The sequence below is a fragment of the Paraclostridium tenue genome (genome assembly GCF_039521565.1).
GTDB lineage: Bacteria > Bacillota > Clostridia > Peptostreptococcales > Peptostreptococcaceae > Paraclostridium > Paraclostridium tenue.
In genome coordinates this window covers 74,084-93,048 of sequence record NZ_BAAACP010000006.1, presented here as the reverse complement: position 1 = coordinate 93,048, position 18,965 = coordinate 74,084, and the positions used below count along the sequence as shown (strand labels likewise).

The window sequence follows — 18,965 nt, the reverse complement described above, 5'->3', positions numbered from 1 at the left end:
CCCCCTTTTATTGAATATATCTATTTATACGTTATATGCAAATCCACCTTCATTTAATTCTAAGAAAGAGTCTGCATACAAGCTTGAATTTCTTATTATATCGCAAGATTTTATCATTCTCATTAATTCTTCATCACATGGATTTACTATTGCAGAACTAAATCCATTAGCCATAGCCATAGCTACAAATGCACTATCTAATATAGGTCTTACATGTTTAGGGCATCCATTTGATACATTAGATAATCCTCCTGTAGTTAATAATCCCATCTCTGTCATCATTTTTATAGCTTCTAAAACTTCCATTTGCTTATCTTGCATTCCTTTTATAACTAAACATAGTGGATCAAATAACATATCTTCTGGCTCTAATCCTGCCATTAACCCTCTTTCTAACATTTCTTGACAATAAGCCATACGCTCATCGTTATCTCTTGGTATACCTTCTTTTGCACATAAGGCTATAACTTTAGCTTCATACTCGCCTGCTAAATCTATTAACTCTATTCTTCCAGCTGCATCAGCTGAGTTTATTATTGGTTTTCCGTGTTCTCTATTATAAACTTTAAGTCCCGCTTCTATAGCTTTTCTATTAGCTGTATCTAGTGCTAATGGAACATTGTTAAATTCTGATTGAAGTAATTTAACACCCCAAGTCATTATGTCTTCTCCATCTCTTTCAGCTGGCCCTATATTAAAATCTATATAATGAGCTCCAGCATCTAACTGTTCCTTAGCTCTTTTTAGTATTGGTTCAGGATTTCTTTCTTCTAAAGCCTTTCTTATTGATGGCGATATGCAGTGTATTCTTTCCCCTATTACCATGAATTTTTCCATATATTTAATCCCCCTATTAATTTATATTTTTTATTAAGCTTTAGCTAAAGCTTCTTCTTTACTAGCTTTATATTCTCTTAAGAATTTCGGTAATTCCATTGAATCCTCAGTACCTATAACTACATTCCATCCAGGTAAGTTATCTTCTATATCACCTTTTAATACAGCTACTTTTCCTGGTATAATTAAATCTCTATTTTTAGTCATGTCAGAAACTTTACTTTCTTTTATAAAGTTAGCTATAGAACTTCCTCCAAATTTTCCAGCAGCCCATGCTGTAAGAACAGAATATCCACCTGCATCTGGTATAGCTAACCATACAGGTACCTTAGATCTTTCTATTTCTCCTGCTATTATGAAATAAGTTAATGCAAAATCAACAGTAACTAAAACTGGAGAATTTTCATCTGGATTATTTATTGGATATATCTTAGTTTCTACTCTCATTGGTCTTTGCGGATCTGTATATATATTTTGTCTAAGTGCAAATAATGGTAGTGCTTTTGCGTAATCTATATCATCTAAAACTATTATAGATCCATATTTTACTGTAAACACTGATGATAAAGCTACTTCCATCATAGGACTTTCTTTTGATAATTTATTTGCAAATATTATTGATGGGTATCCAAATGTTCTATCTTGCTCTTTTAAAGATATTCTTCTTACTTGAACTGTATTTGTAAATGTATCTTTTATAGTTTCTCCTGTTGTATCTAATATTAATTCTTTATATCCAAGTGATTGTATAGCTTCTGTTGTAGCATATAAATCTTCTAAGCTAGATGCTTTTACCCCTAATGCTAACTTATCATTTTTAACTACTTCTACCATTTCTTTATAATTTTCTTTATTTGCTCCATAAACTATAGGCTTTGTTTCCTTTAACAATTCAACAGCTTCTTTTGCTATTTGTGCATCTTCACAAATTATCATATAAACTACATTTAAATCACTTTCTTTTAACTTATTTACTAAGTTTAAATAAGATTCTTTATTGGAATTGTATCTTAAAGCTGCTATCTCAATCTTCATTTCTTCACCGATTCTTATATAGTTAACAGCCTTTATATTTTCTATTCTTGAACTTATTTCTTCTTCTGTCATAGTGTCACAAAATTCAACTGCAAATCTATTTCTATTTACTAAAGTTTTTTCATGTCTAAATAATACAGTTTCTCCACCTAAATCATATTGTGATTTGTCTGTTCCTATTTTTATAGTTCTCATAAGAGGTGCAGTAGCTTCTGATAATTTATCTAACGATTCTTGTGCCATATGAGGACATTTACCTATTTCACAAGCTCCTGATGCAACCTTCATACAAAAAGCCATACAAGTTGGAAATCCACAATCCTTACAATTCTTTTTTGGTGTTAATTTAAATATATCTAAAGCTTTTAAAGCCATATTTTCTCCCCCTAACCTTTACCTTATATTAAGCTAATTCACTAACTAAAGTTTTTATAGTTTCTACAGATTTTGGATGACGAAGTACTACTGCATTAGCTCCTCCAACTAAAGCACTTGCTGCAGTTGATATCTCCATATATATTCCTCTAGTTTCTTGGCATCCCCAAGCTGGTTCATCTTCTATACTAGCTACCGACTCTTTTACATTCCAAGTTTCAAAAGAAACTGGTGTTATTATAGGCATTTGCAATGTTTTATCATTTTGACCTAATGCTGCAAGTCTAATTCTATCCATTGTAGATGCAACATACTCATATCCATATCCTACAGCTGAACACCCAACATTCATTACTATATTTTCTTGCTTAACTCCTAGCTGAGTTAATAATACATTTAATTGCTTAGCTAAGTTTATATCAACAGAAGACTCTGCACCAACTTTATGATTATAAGCCATACCAGCTGCTGCCCCTACCCCTTTATAGTTTTCTTCTGTAGCAGACATAAATAAGCAGTTATATCCATCTACTGATTGAGCCACTTTTTCAAAAACCTTAGCATCTTTTTCAAAGTTTCCAGTTCCAGCTATAACTATAGGCAATGAAACGTTAGATGCAACTTCTTTTGCCAAATCTGCACACTCTTCAGGCGATTTATCCATTCCATTAGGATCTGCTCCTTCAAATTTTAAACATATAAAATCAGGCTTTATATTCTCCTCTATGTATTTAGCCCATTTAACACTGTCATTAGCTACATCTTTATATAAATCTTTTATTTCTTGTGTCCAGTTTTCTGGATATATATCTAAAATTTCAACCCCTATTTTTTGAGTATTTGTACTTTCTCCATCAAAGTTATAAAAAGGAAGTATATTTTCTCCTCCTATTTTTATACAACTTTCACCTGACCCTAATTCCACCTCTGATATCTTACCAGAGTACTTTTGAACAGACATCTTAAATGCCATATTTTTCTCCCCCTTAGCCTAATTTAATTCTAATTTAGATATTATATTTTTAATAGCTGCTCTCGATTTAGAATCTTCAGGTAGTTTTACTAATGGTATCCCAGAAGAATCATATTCATATATAAGCTCATCTAGAGGTACTACACCTAAAAGATCTAATTTATGTTTTTCTATTTCCTCTTTTACTCCATCATTTAATATTCCATTTGGAGCTTTATTTACTATTAATTGCATATCCCCTACATTTAAATTTAATTCCCTTGCTAGATCTCTTATTCTTGCAACTGCCTGTATACTACGTCTTGAACAGTCACTAACCAACAATAATTTATCTATATGTTTAGTAGTTTTTCTACTTAAATGCTCCATACCTGCTTCATTGTCTATAACTAAATAATCATAACTATCAGAAAGCTTATCTGTTTGTTCTCTTAATATTCCATTTACATAACAATAACAACCTTCTCCTTCTGATCTTCCCATAACTATTAAATCGTATCCTGGACCTTCTGCTACTGAAGTATTTAATCTGTATTGTAGATATTGAGCTTTTGTCATACCTCCTGGGAATGAATTCCCTTGTTTTTCTCTTTGGTTTATCTCTTCCCTTATCTGGCCTAATGTTACATCTATGTCTAATCCTAATACTTCATTTATATTAGCATTTGCATCTGCATCAACTACTAATATTGGTCCTTTCTTATCATTTACTAAGCAGTCAATTAAAAGCCCTGTAAGACTAGTCTTACCAGTTCCACCTTTTCCTGCCACTGCAATATTAAATCCCATAAGATTTCCCCCTTTGTTTCGTCTAAACAGGACTTTTTCCTGTTTATGCTTTTGCTAATTTTGGAGCTGCATGAACACATTCTCCATGAACATCATGAAGTGCTTCCATTATCCCTTCTGATAATGTAGGATGTGCATGTATTACATCTCCAACTTGTTCTACTGTTAATCCTAAATGTACTGCTAAAGATAATTCTGTTAATAAATCTGTTGCGTGAGGTCCTACTATAGATGCGCCTATTACTTTGTCTTCTTGATCTGCTAATATTTTTATGAATCCTTGGAAGTGTCCTATTGCTTGAGCTTTTCCTAATGCTCTAAAATCGAATTGTCCTACTTTGTATGTTATATCTTGTTGTTGAAGCTCTTTTTCGGTTTTCCCTACTCCTGCAACTTCTGGTTCAGTATATACACATCTTGGAACTGCTTTATAATTTACAGTTTTTGAATTGCCACAAACAGCATTTTGTGCTGCTATTAATCCTTCTTTAGATGCTACATGTGCTAAAAATGGTGTATTTATTAAATCTCCTATTGCATATATACCTTCAATATTTGTTTCTAAATTTTCGTTTACTACTATTTTACCTCTTTCTAATGTGATTCCTATATCTTCTACCCCTGAATTATCTAAATAAGGTTTTCTGCCTATAGATAATAACGCCTTTTCAGCTTTAACTTGCTTTCCATTGGATAGAGTTGCTACTACTTCATCGTCAACTATTTCACATTTTTCGATTCTAATACCTGTCATTACCTTAATTTTATCTTTTTTAAATTGTCTTTGCAACTGTTTAGCCACATCTTTATCTTCAAGTGGAAGCAACTGATCAAACATCTCAACTATAGTAACTTCAGTTCCTAAAGTTTTAAAGAATTGACCAAATTCACATCCAATAACTCCTCCACCAACTATCAATAAAGACTTTGGAACTTCTTTTAAGTTTAATGCCTCATCACTTGTTATTATAGTCTCTCCATCATAAGGAAACATCGGTAATATAACAGGTTGAGATCCATTTGCTAATATTATTTTATCAGCTTCTATTACCTCTATAGTCCCATTTTCCTTTTTTACTTCTATTTTATTTTTATCTATTAATTTACCAAATCCATTAACTAATTTTATACCTCTTTTATCAAATAAAAATTCAATTCCGCTAATTAATTGATTTACTATTTTATTTTTTCTTCCCATTATACTTTCAAAATCTGCTTCAATATTTCCATCTATACTTATTCCAAAATCTTTAGCTTCTTTTATAGACGTAATTAATGATGATGATGCTAATAATGCTTTAGTTGGAATACATCCCACATTTAAGCAAGTTCCTCCAACTCTTCTTTTTTCTATAACTGTAACATCAGCTCCAAGCATAGCAGCTTTTATAGCAGCTACATACCCACCTGGACCTCCTCCAATTACTGCTATTTTCATTTTATAATCCCCCTAATATAAATTTATATATTTGCTGCATCTAAAATAGCTGGTACATTTTCTTCTGCCCCTATAGCCATTATGTGAACTCCATCACATAAATCTTCATTTCTTAATTGTTGTATTAATTCCCCTGCTATTTTTATTCCTTCACTTACCCAATTTTCTTTACCTACAGATCTTAATCTTTCTATAAGTTCATCTGGCACATATATACCTGGAACATTTGCATTCATAAATTTAGCCATTCCTGGCGATTTTAAAGGTATTATTCCAGCTAAAACTTTTGTGTTCATATCTTTAGTATGCTTTCTAAATTCTCTCATAGTATCTATATCATACACAGCTTGAGTTTGGAAAAACTTAGCTCCTGCGTTTATTTTCTTTTTCATTTTTAATAATTGAATTTCAATAGGTGTGTATCTAGGTGTTACTGATGCTCCCAAGTAAAAATTTGGTGCTCCTTTTAATTGATTACCTACCATATCTGTTCCTTGTGAAAGTTTTTGTGCTGTTTTTAATATCCCAACACAATCTAGGTCAAATACAGGTTTGGCTTGAGGATGATCTCCTACTATGGTGTGGTCTCCTGTTAATGCTAGCATATTTGTAATTCCAAATACTCCAGCAGATAATAATTCTCCTTGTATTGCAATTCTATTTCTATCTCTTCCAGTTACTTGAAGTACTGGTTCTAAGCCTTCATCTTTTAATAACTTACATGTAGTAAGCGAAGTTGTTCTCATTACTGCAGATTGAAAATCTGTTACATTAACTGCATGAACTCTTCCCTTAACAGCTTTAGCACATTCTATTAAGTGTGATAAATCTGTTCCCTTTGGAGGAGCCATTTCAGCAGTTACTGCAAACTTACCATTTTCTAAAGCTTCTTTTAATAAGCTCATTTTTTATCCCCCTTTAACCTTTAAAAAACTAATTAAGCATTGGCCGTAGATTCTTTTTTCTTTAAGCTTAGACATCTAGGGTTACATGCTTTCGAGTAATCTTTAGGCTCTTTTATATCTAATAGATTATCTAACTGATTTATAGATTTTAATCTATTGTATATAAGTACCCAAGCACAGTCATTTTCAGGGTCTACTTCACATTTGCCATCTCTTGCTCCACCACAAGCTCCATTTAATAATCCTTTAGCACACATAGTTACTGGACAAATTCCTCCAGTCCATCCAAGTTCACATTCTCCACATGCTTTACATGCTTCTTCAAACTCACCAACTCTTTTAACTTCACCTATAAATAAAGTATTATTAGCTGGATATACTGGTTTATCTTTTAAGTTTTTAACTATTGTTTGCGTTCCATCTCCACACGCTAAAGAAAGTATGGCATCAGCTTCTTTTATTTCTGATTTTAGTGATTTTAAATCTTTTTTAGATTTTAAAAGATTACATGCAGGGTCTAACATCTGATATCCTAAAACTTCTTTTCCTTCAGCTTCTAATCTTTCCTTCATTTTTAAAACTTCTTCTTCTCCACCACTTTTACACGTAGCTGCACATTGGTTACATCCAACTAACACTATTTTATTAGCATTTTTCATATAACCTAATATCTCTTCAAATGGCTTATTTTCAGAAATTATCATCTCTATTCCCCCTTGAAAATCTCCATTTATTTATTATTTTGTAATTTACAAGCTTTAACTATATGACTAGCTAATATAGAAGTTGTAACTGATCCAACTCCTCCTGGAACTGGAGTTATCATAGAAACTTTATCTAAAACATTATTAGTATCTACATCTCCACATAAATTGCCTTGATCGTCTACATTTATACCTACATCTATTACTATGGCTCCATCTTTTATATATTCTTCTTTTACCATATTAGCTTTACCAACTGCTGCTACAAGTATATCTGCATTTGATGTTATCTCTGGCAAGTTTTTAGTTCTTGAATGACATATAGTTACAGTAGCATTTTCATTTAATAAAAGCATCGATACAGGTTTTCCAACTACCATAGATCTACCTAACACTACTATGTTTGCACCTGATAAATCTACATCATAATATTTTAATATTTCTACTACTGCAGTAGGTGTACATGGAGGATATCCACTTTTATCATTTTCTAATATCTTAGATATGTTTATAGGATTAAAACAGTCTATGTCTTTATTAGGATCTATCTCATATTTTATTATATCTTCATTTAGATGCTTAGGAAGTGGTCTGAAAGTCAATATTCCATTAACTTTTTCGTCTTCATTTAACTTATGTACTGCTTTTATATATTCTTCCTGAGTTATATTTTCTTCTAACTCTATTACTTCAGTTTCTATGCCTATAGTTTGGCATCTTTTAAGTGCTCCTCTTTCGTAAGCTAAATCGTCTGGTCTAGCACCTACTCTAACTATAGCTAATTTAGGTGTTATACCTTCCTTAGATAAGTCATTAACTTCTTTTATTAAATTTTCGCTTATTTTGTCTGCGACAGGTTTACCTTTTATTATTTGTCCTTTAGTTGTTATATTGCTCATTTAATCTGCGCCCCCTATATATTAAAACTTAAATAAATTATAATATGAGTTTTATTTGCTTAGTTCATCTTCTACTTTCTTATAAACTTCATCACAAATTCTAACTCCATCTTCAACAAGATTATTAACTTCATCTCTTACACTTTTTACATATTCTTCATCTTTGATTGAATTTATATTTATAATAACATTTAATTGTCCACTAAGTATTGCCGCTCTTAGACATTGAACTCCAACCCCAACATCACTTATGGCAAGTCTTGATCCTTTATCTACTAAATCTTCATGTAATTTAATAGCTTCATAGCATACTTTTACTATTTTTATTGGTACTTCACATGCTTTTTTTAATGCACTTTCCATAGTATCTGCTTTTATTTTCTTTTCTTCTTCTGTAGAACTTGGAAGCCCGTATGCCTTTGACAATGGAAGGAAGCATTCTGCATCTTCATCTATCATATTTATTAAATCTTTTTCTAATTCTCTTGCTTTTTCTAATATAGATTTTACACTTTCTTCATGTTCAGCATATTTTTTCTTTCCTATAGTTAAATTACACACCATACTTCCTAAAGCAACACCTATAGCTCCAGTTAAAGCTGCTGCTCCACCTCCACCTGGAACTGCTGATTTTGAAGCTAACACATCAACAAAATCTACACATGTTTTTTCTGATATTCTCATTTTATTTCCTCCATACATAATACCTTATGTTTATTCTATTATATTTTATTAATCGGAAGTAGCGAAGTTGTAATTGTAGTTGTCGACGTAGCACTTAAAGTACATCTTTTTAGTACTTTGTGCGAAGAAGAAAACTACAATTGCAACGAGCGCCCCCCGATCGGTTAATTATATTAGAATAAACCTGATATTACACCATTTTCATCAACATCTATTCTTTCTGCTGCTGGAACTTTTGGAAGCCCTGGCATTTTCATTATATCTCCAGTAAGAGCAACTATAAATCCAGCACCTGCTGAAACAGTTAATTGTCTTACAGTTATTCTAAATCCAGTAGGTCTACCCAACTTAGTTTGATCATCAGTTAAAGAATATTGAGTTTTAGCCATACATATTGGTAATTTGCTAAAACCTAATTTTTCTAAGTTTTGTATTTCTTTTTCAGCTGCTTGAGTGAAATCAACTCCATCAGCTCCATATATTTTCTTAGCTATAGCTTCAATTTTCTCTTTTATAGATAAATCATCTTCATAACAGAATTTAAAATTATTTTCTTCTTCATCTATTAATCTCATAACTTCTTTTGCTACTTCAATTCCACCTTCTCCACCTTTAGCCCATACTTCAGAAAGTGCAACATTAACACCTAATTCCTTACACTTTTCTTCAACTAATTTAAGTTCAGCCTCAGTATCAAGAGGGAATCTATTTATAGCAACAACTGCTGGAAGTCCGTATACCTTAGTTATATTTTCAACATGTTTTAAAAGATTTGGAATTCCAGCCTCTAAAGCGCCTAAATTTTCTTCATTTAATTGATCTTTAGCTACCCCACCATTATATTTTAATGCTCTAACAGTAGCTACAATTATTACTGCATCTGGCTTTAAATCTGCCATTCTACATTTTATATCTAAAAACTTTTCAGCTCCTAAATCTGCTCCAAATCCAGCCTCTGTTATTACATAATCAGCAAAATGCATTGCCATTTTTGTAGCTATTACAGAGTTACATCCATGAGCTATATTTGCAAATGGTCCTCCATGAACGAAAGAAGGAGTACCTTCTAATGTTTGAACTAAGTTTGGTTTTAATGCATCCTTAAGTAAAGCTGCCATTGCTCCATTAGCTTTTAAATCTCTAGCTGTAACAGGATCTCCATTATATGTGTAACCAACTATTATATTTCCTAGTCTTTCTTTTAAATCTATTATGTCATTAGCTAGACAAAATGCAGCCATTATTTCAGATGCAACTGTTATATCAAATCCATCTTCCCTAGGAACCCCATGTGCTTTTCCGCCTAATCCATCAGTTATATTTCTTAACTGTCTATCATTCATATCAACACATCTTCTCCAAGTTATTCTTCTTGGATCAATTCCTAAATTATTACCTTGGTGAATATGATTATCAAGCATAGCTGCTAATAAGTTATTTGCAGCACCTATAGCATGAAAATCTCCAGTAAAGTGTAGATTTATATCTTCCATAGGTATAACTTGAGCATAGCCTCCACCAGCAGCTCCACCTTTTATCCCAAATACAGGACCTAATGATGGTTCTCTTAATGCAACTAATACATTCTTATCTAATTTGGCAAATGCATCAGCTACACCTATTGTAGTAGTAGTTTTACCTTCTCCTGCTGGAGTTGGATTTATAGCTGTTGTTAATATTAACTTAGCCTTTTTCTTTTTATTATCTTTTTTTAGTAAGTTATAATCAACTTTTGCTTTGTATTTTCCGTAAAGTTCTACTTCATCATCACTTAATCCTAACTTTTTAGCTATTTCTCTTATATCTTGTGGCTTAGCTTCTTGTGCAATTTCTATATCTGATTTAAATCCCATAACTAAATCTCCTCTCACTTTACATTATTATATCTATTATACTAATATACTAACAATTCGTCATTAATCTATTTTTTATTTCATCTATTTGTATTTTAGTATCTATACTTACATCATATGGAGATTTACTTGCTCTATCTGAATCTATAACGTCTTGATTGTAGTAAACAAAGCCTAGTAATTCTCCATCTTGTAAATTACTAGTTATAAATTCTTCATCTGATTTATTTCTTACTTTATTTCCTACTACGAAAACTTGTTTAACACCTATATCAGTTCCCAATTTTTTAACTTTTCTATAAGTTTGTAAGCTTCTTTCTCCTGGCTCTACAACAACTATAAAGGCATCTACACCTTGTGCAGTCCCCCTACCTAAATGTTCTATACCAGCTTCCATATCCATTATTACAACATCTTTATTTTGTAAAATTAGGTGAGAACACAATCTTTTTAAAAGTACATGCTCAGGACATACGCATCCACTACCACCTGAATCTACTGTTCCTAAAGTTAAAAGTCTTACACCATTGTGTTCCTTGCAAAAATTATCAGGTATATCATCTACTTTAGGATTTAGTTTAAACATTTTATTAAAAGTTCCACTTTCAGCTGCTGTTCTTTCTGACACTAAATTTTTCATTTCTGATATAGGAACTATTGATTCATAAACTTCTTTTGGAAATCCCAAAGCTAAACCTAAATTCGCATCAGGATCTGCATCCACAGCTACTACTCTATAACCATCATCTGCAAACATTCTTGACAACATAGATGAAAAAGTTGTCTTTCCTACTCCACCTTTACCTGTTATTGCTATTTTCATATTCTACCCCTTTTGTTTATCTCAAATTAATTTAAGTTTATATTTTTTATCTTCTGGTTTTAATTTATAATTAGTTATTATTGCATGAAAAATAAACTATAGCTAGTTTTCATAAACTAATTAATTTTACATACTATCTTTTCAAAGTAGTACTCCTAGTTTTATATATTATTAAGTTATTTTTAAGCTTCTGCTGGTGCTGCTTTTTTCTCAGCATTTTTTTGTGCAACTAATTCTTCAAAATGTACACGTTTTTTCTCTATATCATTTATTATCATTTGAGCTAATTCTTCTGGATTTTCATTGACTTTAAATGTTGCGCCAACACTATCTTGTAATGTTTGAGTTAATATTTCTACAGTCTTTGATGATCCACCTATAGGAGGCATTATACCTAAGTAAGTGTCTATACCAGAACCTACAACATAAGTTCCTATTGCAACAGCTTTCTCAGACATCCATTCTGGAGCTACACCAGCTACTGGTATATCACACATATCCATATCTAGATATTTAGCAACCTCTGAAACAACGCTTAATATTCTACTACAGTCAACACAAGAACCTAAGTGTATGACTGGCGGTATATCAACTAATTCACAAACTGTAGCAAGCCCTTTACTTGCCATACTTTTTGCTTCTTTATTTAATAGTCCAAATTTACCTGCAGCTGAAGCTCCACATCCAGTTGTTACAACTAAGATATCATTTTTAATCAACTCTTTCATTATAGTTACATGAGCTTTGTTTGATACACTTCTTGCATTATTACATCCAACTACTCCTACTACTCCTCTTAATACTCCTGATTTTAAACAGTCAACTAATGGTTTAACTGTTCCTGTTTGGTCTATTTGAGAGTTTACAACTCTATCTAATTGACCGATTATAGCTTGCTCACTAAATCCAACTGTTGTACTTGATTTTAGCTGAGGTATATGAACTTTTTCTCTATCTCTATTTTTAAAGTTAAGTATAGCTTCTTTTACTATTTTTTTAGCATCATCTAATGCTGTTTCTTCATTAAATTCTATATATGTTGATCCTGATATCTTAGCTTTTGGTGATGTTGTTATGAATTTTGTATGGTAACACTCAGAAACTTTAGCTAATGCTGGGAATATACATTGAACATCAACTATCATAGCCTCAACCGCTCCTGTTATTATAGCTAATTCTTGTTGATGGAAATCCCCTGCTGTTCTAACACCATGTCTCATAGTTACTTCATTACCAGTACAACACATTCCTGCTAAGTTTATACCTTCTGCTCCCACTTCTTTAGCTAATGCCACAAGTTCTGGATCTTCAGATGCCAATACTATCATTTCTGACAATGAAGGTTCATGACCATGTAATATTATATTTACTTTATTATCTTCTAATACTCCTAGATTTGCCTCTGATTGTCTTACTGTTGGTGTGCCAAATAGAATATCACTAAATATAGTTCCTATCATAGAACCTCCCCATCCATCTGCTAATGAAGTTCTTAATGATAAGTTAATTAAACTATCTATATCAGCTGTACATCCCATATGAGTTGAATGCATTATTGTTACTATTTCTCTATCTATAGATCTTGGCTCTATATTATGCTTTTTCCATAAATCTTGTCTTTGATATGGAGCATGACTTAAAAACTTTAATGTACCATGAGGTTTTCCAAATTCCATTAAAGCTATATCTGCAACCTCATGAGCTATATCATATATATCTCTATCTTCTGTTTCTACTCCCCATTCTTTTGCTAAGTTTTTTAATTTAGCTTCATCTTTTATAGTATAATTTCCATCTCTGCTAGCTATAGCCATTGTATGTACTATACCTCTAGCATGATCTGAGTGAGCTGCAGTTCCTGCTGCAACCATTCTAGCAAAGTTTCTACCTACTATAACATGTTCATCAGCTCCACATAGCCCTAGTGGTGTTTTAGGAGTTATTCTACAAGGTCCTGCTGCACATATTCTACAACATACTCCTTGTAACCCAAATCCACATTGAGCTTTCATTGCAACTTTTCTGTCATACATAGTTTCTACACCATCTCTTTCAGCCTTTTCTATAAGTTCTTGGCTGTTTAAATCGATAGTTAACATCTTTTTCTCCATACTTCTATCCCCTTTTTTATAAAATTTTTAATAGAGCTGAGTATGTTGTTATATATGAGCTTTGTATATTTCTACATTTAAAATAATTTTATTTACCTAAATTATAACAACAATATCTTTTACTTTCACTATAATTTAGGTAATTTTTTAACAAGCATTATATATTATTTCTCCATCATAGCTATTAATGCTCCATAAGCTATAGAGTATAATTTTGATTCATGTGTATCAGCTCTTGATACTAAAACTATAGGCGCTTTTGCCCCCATAACCACTCCTGCAGATTTTGCACCAGCAAAATAAGTCAAAGATTTACCAATTCCATTTCCAACTTCTATTGTTGGAGCTAAAAGAATATCTACATCTCCAGACACTTTACTGTTTATGCCTTTTATTCTTGCTGATTCAGATGATATAGCTAAATCAAGTGCTAATGGTCCTTCCAGTATAATATTTTCTCCAAACTTTTTATTTTCACTAGATTCTTGCAATTTTTTTGCATCTATTGTTGCTTGCATTTTAGAATCTACTTTTTCCTTTGCCGCTAAGGCTGCTACTTTAATTTTTTCAAACTTAAGTGGCTTACATGCTTTTATTGCATTTTCAACAATTTTTTCTTTATGCTCATAACAAGGATTTATATTCATGCCCCCATCTGTAAGTATAAGTAGCTTGTGATAAGTTGGTATATCATATATCATAACATGGCTAAGTAAACTATCTGTTCTTAATCCATAATCTTTATTTAAAACCTCTTTTAATAAAATAGATGTATCTAGTATTCCTTTCATTAAAAAATCAGCTTTTTTGCTACTTACCAATTTAACAGCTATTTGAGCACAATCTTCATAAGTGCTAGCTTCAATCATATTAACATTATTCAAATTTAAATTTAAATTTTTAGCTATTTCTTTTATTTTATCAATTTTACCTATTAAAATAGGTTCTATTATGTTCATATTCATAGCCTCTACTACAGCACATAAAACTTCTTCATCTTGTGCTGCCGCTACAGCTAACTTAACTTTTTCATTTAGTTTTAGCTCATTTATTATATCGCTTAAATTTTTAATCAATATAACACCCCCTTATATTCTTATTTTTTTCAACTTATAAATATGTATATAAATTTTTAATACTTATAATAAACCTAATTTGACATATTAACTCCTACTCCTTTTTATTTAAATAAAAAAGCTATAAGAATAAATTCTCATAGCTTTATAAATTTAGATTATATTATCTGTAACTATCTAGTTCTCTTAAACATGCTACTGTTACTTCATCTTGCGGATTTATTTCATATGCTCTTTCTATGTAATAAATAGCATTATCTAAATCTCCATCGTTTAAATAAGCCATACCTAAATTACAAAGTATTTCTGGGTCTTCTTTTTTTAACTTAGCAGCTTTCTCAAAATATTCTATAGCACCTTTCATATTATAATTTGAAGCCTCACAAAGACCTAACTCAACTAATGTATCCACTTGATTTGGTCTTATTATAAGTATCTTTTCAAAATATTTTTGAGCTTGCCCTATATCATTCATATTTCTATAAGCTAATCCTATCATAAATAAAAGATTCCACCAGTCTCCATGCTCATCTGCTAATGGAAGCAATTTTTCTAGTCCTTCTTCATTTTTCCCTTGGAACACTAAATTATATCCTTCTTCATATTGAACTTTAAAATCCATTTTTCCTATAAGTTCTTGTATCTCACCACATAAGTCTTCTGGTAATCCTAACTTGATTGCTTCTTCCCATGTAACTTTACTTTTTATATACTGATTTTGATTATAATAATGATACCCTAAATGATAGTATGCTAGTGCAAATGACTCATCTAAATCTCTAACTTTTTCTAATGCTTCTATAGCATCTAGTAAAAATGCTTCCATAGGTTGTTCATCACCATTTTTTTGATGTTGTTTAGCTAATTCTTGGCAAACTATAGCATAATGATAAAGAGCATTTACATCATTAGGATATAAACTTACACTACATTTTAAGTATATTAAAGAATCTGTATATTCTCCAGCTTCAAAATACTTTCTAGACATATATCCCATATATGCTTTTAAATCTAAATCTAGATTCTTTTGTATAGCCTCTAAAAATTTTTTATACTCATCATTAAGTTTAAACTTACTATCAATTCCCATAATATATATCATAGCGTCAGCTATAGACATTGAACTTAACCCATTTTGAGCTGTGTTAGTTTTTATACCTTTTACTAATACATCATTTTTTATAGGTACATCTAGCCCATCTTTAGGGAATTCATATCCTTTTAAATTAAATTCTGCTTCATTTTTTATTCTTAAAAATGCTAATTCTTCCGCTTTTTTTAGTATATATTTCTCACTTCTAAATCTCACTTTATACCTCCTATATTTCCACCGTGTATGATTTAGATTTCTCAAACACCTTTTTATCATCATAAACAAATAATATTATACTTTCTTTTGGTTGTAATTTAGCAGTTATATTTTTCTTTAATTGTAATATATCATACTTAAATGTCTCAAAATGAACATATTTTATTATTTGTTTTGCAGGAGTATTTTCAAATCTAGGTATATATTTTAATATATTTTCTTCATTTTGTAAAAATAAATGGCATCTATTCTTAAAATCATCTACTTCTACTTTATCCATAAATGCAGGCACATTAGATGTTTTTCCTAAAGATATATAATCATACTTTACAATTTCTTTAAATAATTCAGTTTCTATATTAATTTTATCTGTATAGAAATCTACTAATATCTTATATAATTGATTCTTTCCTTGTGATGCATTGAAATATCCATTATCATTGAAATATGTTGCAAACTCCTCAAAAAACTTAAAAGGACTTTCTTTATAATAATTATGTATTATATATCTCATTGAAAGAACAAAGTTTTTAGAGTTAAAGTATCTTTCTAATATTTCTTCTATATCTTTTAATTTTAATATCTCATTGTAACTTATATATTTATTATATAAAACTTCATATGGAGGATAATCTTTATATCTAAATTCATGTTCATCTGCTTGATTTCTAATTCCTGTACCTTTTATCATTTTTAAGAAACCTAATTGTAAATGCTCTATTCCTAGATTAAATACATCATTAAATGAGTTTTCAAAGCTACTATAATCTTCATATGGTAATCCTGCTATCAAATCTAGATGTTGATGTATATTTCTAAATGATGCTATCTTTTGAACTACATATGATAATTTTTTAAAATCATCTCTTCTACCTACAGCATCTAATACTTTTTCATTTGTAGATTGAACTCCTATTTCAAATTGGAATAGACCTTCTTTACAGTCTTTTAAAAATTCTAACATATCATCAGTTAATAAGTGTGCTGTAACTTCAAAATGATATGTTGTATACCCGTTATCATTTTCCATTAAAAATTTCATTATTTCCATTGCAAATTTTTTATTTGCATTAAATGTTCTATCTATAAACTTGATTTGAGATACTCTAGCATATATAAGTTTCTTTAAATCTTTTTTTACTCTATCTATACTAAAATATCTTAATCCTTCTATTGCTGAAGATAAACAGTACTGACAGTTAAAAGGACAACCTCTCGATGTTTCATAATATACAATTCTATTTTCATATTCTTTTTTATCTAATTCTTCATAAGGACTAGGTATTAAATCTAGATTTTCTAAAAGTTTCATAGGTTTATTAGTTATAATAGAATCATTATTTCTATAAACTATTCCATCAACGTCTTCTATTTTCATATCACCTATAAGATGCTTTGTAAAATCTCTAAATATAAGTTCTCCTTCCCCATAAAGTATATAATCTATAAAATCATATTTTTTCATAGCTTCTTCACTGTCATAAGTTACTTCTGGTCCACCTAAAGCTATTTTTATATTTGGTTTAACTTTCTTTAAGTTATTGCATAACTTAACTATATCATTTACATTCCATATATATGTTGAAAATAATATAACATCATAATTATTTGTATATATATCTTTTAATATAAAATCTAGTTCATTGTTTATTGTATATTCTCTTATATCTACATTTATATCTTCAATATCTTTTACCATTTGTTTTAGATATCTTATTGCTAAGTTTGTGTGTATAAATTTTGAATTTAACGTAGTTAAAAGTATTTTCAATTAATTCACCTCTTTTGTTAATTTTTTTAGCTTTAATCGTCTATTTTTGTTAAAATACTATATGTATGATTTTTATTTATAATATTATGTATATAAAAAGAAGGTTTTTTTATATTGTTGTAGAATTATATCTTATTATATATTTTCTTAATCACTAAATTACACATGAAAGGAAGTTTTTTATGAAATTGTTCGACAAAGTATCTATTGATGCACTATCTAAAAGAGATTTATTGCTTATTGTAAAAGCATTAGAATATACCTATGAAAATACTAATTTAGAAGATTTCATCGACCTTAGAAACAGCCTTATAAAAGAACTTTGTTTTCTAACAAGCACTAAAGAAGAAGTTTTTGTTGAATATTTAGAATCTGATAATTAAGCTTTTCTAAATTTAAAGCTATAATTACCAGATTTTGATACCAAATTAATAGTCAATATATTGTTAGAAAAATCTTTTGATACAACTTTTATATTGTTTAGTATTGGATCAGATTTTACATCTCCAATTTCTAAGTTTATTAAATATCTTGGGTCAGATTTTATATTATATTCTTTTTTAGATATCTTATATTTCCTAAGTTTTATAATATATTCTGACATAGAGTTTATAAAATCTATATTGTCTATATTACTTTCAATATTTAAATTGAGAATAGATAATATAGATTTTTTTATGCTTTTTATACCATCTAAGCTAACTTCTCTATCTTCTATGTAAACATCATATATAGAGTTTAATAAGTTTGTTATTATATTAGTATTTTCGTAGTCACTTACTTTAAGGTCTATGTATCTATCTATAGCTTGTATAGTTTGAATTCTCTTCATTTCAAATTTTATAACTTCTGATTTATCCATATTATGATTAAATTCAATTATAACAGTTTTTATCTTTTGCATTAAATCTTCATATTCTATATCCGAATTTTCAACTATAGAGTGAATTAATGTATTATATATTAAACTAGCTAATATGTAATCATTCATATACTCATTAACCTTATTATATAAAACATGATATTTAATAACCTTTAATACTTCTAATTCACTTTTTTTCATATTTGTATTTGATATAATAATTGGAAGTAAAATATTTATTATATTCAAATCTTTTAATTTTTGTCCATAAAATTTATAATATAATAATTCATCTTTTAATCTATTTTTATCTATTTTTACGTATCTTTGAGTTATATCATCAACTAAAGACTTAGTATTTAAAATAATCATATCTTTAATATATTTATTCTCTATACCAAATGCATTTATATATGCTTTCTTTAATAAATCCTCTTTCATAAATACTACCTTCCTAACGTATAAACTACTTTATAGTTTTATCAATTAATTAACTTAGTATACTTTTTAAAAAAAATAGG

General features: G+C 29.7%; 17 protein-coding genes. 1 reads left to right on the top strand and 16 read right to left on the bottom strand.

The window, feature by feature from the left end:
* Window positions 1-24 precede the first annotated feature (24 nt).
* From acsE to ABFX13_RS06205, 15 genes are all read right to left on the bottom strand, one after another.
* Window positions 25-837: a carbon monoxide dehydrogenase/acetyl-CoA synthase methytransferase subunit gene (gene acsE, locus ABFX13_RS06275; RefSeq protein ID WP_147547110.1), complete on the bottom strand. Its 813-nt coding sequence runs from the start codon at window positions 835-837 to the stop codon at window positions 25-27.
* A gap of 33 nt (window positions 838-870) precedes the next feature.
* A complete protein-coding gene (acsC, locus tag ABFX13_RS06270) occupies window positions 871-2,247 on the bottom strand; it encodes an acetyl-CoA decarbonylase/synthase complex subunit gamma (protein ID WP_346043982.1) in 1,377 nt (458 codons plus the stop codon).
* Window positions 2,248-2,275: 28 nt separating this feature from the next.
* Window positions 2,276-3,220: an acetyl-CoA decarbonylase/synthase complex subunit delta gene (gene acsD / locus ABFX13_RS06265; RefSeq protein ID WP_147547106.1), complete on the bottom strand. Its 945-nt coding sequence runs from the start codon at window positions 3,218-3,220 to the stop codon at window positions 2,276-2,278.
* Window positions 3,221-3,238: 18 nt separating this feature from the next.
* Window positions 3,239-4,009, bottom strand: a complete 771-nt coding sequence (locus ABFX13_RS06260; RefSeq protein WP_147547103.1) for an ATP-binding protein — start codon at window positions 4,007-4,009, stop codon at window positions 3,239-3,241.
* Between the two features lie 43 nt (window positions 4,010-4,052).
* Complete coding sequence (gene lpdA / locus ABFX13_RS06255; protein ID WP_346043979.1) at window positions 4,053-5,447, bottom strand: dihydrolipoyl dehydrogenase; 1,395 nt, start codon at window positions 5,445-5,447, stop codon at window positions 4,053-4,055.
* Between the two features lie 23 nt (window positions 5,448-5,470).
* Window positions 5,471-6,352, bottom strand: a complete 882-nt coding sequence (locus tag ABFX13_RS06250; protein WP_187006487.1) for a methylenetetrahydrofolate reductase — start codon at window positions 6,350-6,352, stop codon at window positions 5,471-5,473.
* A 32-nt stretch (window positions 6,353-6,384) separates the two neighbouring features.
* The gene (locus ABFX13_RS06245; RefSeq protein ID WP_346043976.1) at window positions 6,385-7,056 is read right to left on the bottom strand and encodes a methylenetetrahydrofolate reductase C-terminal domain-containing protein; all 672 of its coding nucleotides are present in this window, start codon (window positions 7,054-7,056) and stop codon (window positions 6,385-6,387) included.
* A gap of 26 nt (window positions 7,057-7,082) precedes the next feature.
* Window positions 7,083-7,955, bottom strand: coding sequence for a bifunctional 5,10-methylenetetrahydrofolate dehydrogenase/5,10-methenyltetrahydrofolate cyclohydrolase (locus ABFX13_RS06240; RefSeq protein WP_346043974.1), 873 nt, complete (start codon window positions 7,953-7,955; stop codon window positions 7,083-7,085).
* Window positions 7,956-8,006: 51 nt separating this feature from the next.
* Window positions 8,007-8,639 carry a cyclodeaminase/cyclohydrolase family protein gene (locus tag ABFX13_RS06235; RefSeq protein WP_346043971.1) on the bottom strand — a complete coding sequence of 211 codons (633 nt, stop codon included), beginning with the start codon at window positions 8,637-8,639 and terminating at the stop codon, window positions 8,007-8,009.
* A 173-nt stretch (window positions 8,640-8,812) separates the two neighbouring features.
* Window positions 8,813-10,492, bottom strand: a complete 1,680-nt coding sequence (locus ABFX13_RS06230; RefSeq protein WP_346043969.1) for a formate--tetrahydrofolate ligase — start codon at window positions 10,490-10,492, stop codon at window positions 8,813-8,815.
* Window positions 10,493-10,541: 49 nt separating this feature from the next.
* Window positions 10,542-11,315, bottom strand: coding sequence for an ATP-binding protein (locus ABFX13_RS06225; RefSeq protein WP_346043967.1), 774 nt, complete (start codon window positions 11,313-11,315; stop codon window positions 10,542-10,544).
* 182 nt (window positions 11,316-11,497) lie between these two features.
* Complete coding sequence (gene cooS, locus ABFX13_RS06220; RefSeq protein ID WP_346043964.1) at window positions 11,498-13,426, bottom strand: anaerobic carbon-monoxide dehydrogenase catalytic subunit; 1,929 nt, start codon at window positions 13,424-13,426, stop codon at window positions 11,498-11,500.
* A gap of 164 nt (window positions 13,427-13,590) precedes the next feature.
* The gene (locus ABFX13_RS06215; protein ID WP_346043962.1) at window positions 13,591-14,502 is read right to left on the bottom strand and encodes a bifunctional enoyl-CoA hydratase/phosphate acetyltransferase; all 912 of its coding nucleotides are present in this window, start codon (window positions 14,500-14,502) and stop codon (window positions 13,591-13,593) included.
* Between the two features lie 163 nt (window positions 14,503-14,665).
* Window positions 14,666-15,811 carry a tetratricopeptide repeat protein gene (locus tag ABFX13_RS06210; RefSeq protein ID WP_346043960.1) on the bottom strand — a complete coding sequence of 382 codons (1,146 nt, stop codon included), beginning with the start codon at window positions 15,809-15,811 and terminating at the stop codon, window positions 14,666-14,668.
* A 10-nt stretch (window positions 15,812-15,821) separates the two neighbouring features.
* On the bottom strand, window positions 15,822-17,582 hold the full coding sequence (locus ABFX13_RS06205) for a B12-binding domain-containing radical SAM protein (protein ID WP_346043958.1): 1,761 nt from the start codon (window positions 17,580-17,582) through the stop codon (window positions 15,822-15,824).
* Window positions 17,583-17,764: 182 nt separating this feature from the next.
* Between ABFX13_RS06205 and ABFX13_RS06200 the strand changes: the two genes are divergently transcribed.
* Window positions 17,765-17,965 carry a hypothetical protein gene (locus ABFX13_RS06200; RefSeq protein WP_346043956.1) on the top strand — a complete coding sequence of 67 codons (201 nt, stop codon included), beginning with the start codon at window positions 17,765-17,767 and terminating at the stop codon, window positions 17,963-17,965.
* Here the strand turns inward: ABFX13_RS06200 and ABFX13_RS06195 are convergent.
* A complete protein-coding gene (locus ABFX13_RS06195) occupies window positions 17,962-18,885 on the bottom strand; it encodes a hypothetical protein (RefSeq protein ID WP_346043954.1) in 924 nt (307 codons plus the stop codon). The genes ABFX13_RS06200 and ABFX13_RS06195 overlap by 4 nt on opposite strands.
* Window positions 18,886-18,965: the final 80 nt, after the last annotated feature.